This is a genomic window from Staphylococcus sp. EG-SA-2 (genome assembly GCF_017152085.1).
Window position 1 is genome coordinate 1 of record NZ_JACYHC010000161.1, and the last position, 534, is coordinate 534.

A 534-nucleotide genomic window follows, 5' to 3' on the forward strand; every position below is an offset into this window, starting at 1 on the left:
CAAATGCACCTTTTTGTAAACAGTCTTTAGCATCTTGCAATGTAACATGTCGATAACCGTCTTTGTCATTATCTGCGCTTAATACAGCTAATTCCAATGCATTTAACGCACTACGAACATCACCTTGACTTTGTGTAGAAAAGTAGGTCATGGCATCTTCATCAATTTTGGGTTGATATGTTTTCAAACCATTCTCTTCATCTTCTATTGCACGAGTTAACGCTTGGCGCACATCTTCATCATTTAAAGGATATAACTCAAAAATTTGCGCTCTTGAACGAATCGCTGGATTGATAGCATGATAAGGATTTGAAGTTGTAGCACCGATCAAGACGATTTTGCCATTTTCTAAATGAGGTAATAAAAAGTCTTGTTTAGCTTTATCTAGTCGATGTATTTCATCTAATAACAAGATAACTTGACCAGACATTTTAGCTTCTTCAACAACAAGTTGCATATCTTTTTTAGTGTTAGTTACAGCATTCAATTGTCTGAATTTATATTGCGTACTGCCCGAAATTGCTTTGGCAATAC

The 534-nt window shown here is 35.4% G+C and carries 1 protein-coding gene; it reads right to left on the minus strand.

What is annotated here, in order from left to right:
- A partial coding sequence (locus IDG60_RS01525) for an AAA family ATPase (RefSeq protein WP_206160411.1) occupies positions 1-534 on the minus strand: 534 nt, incomplete at both ends.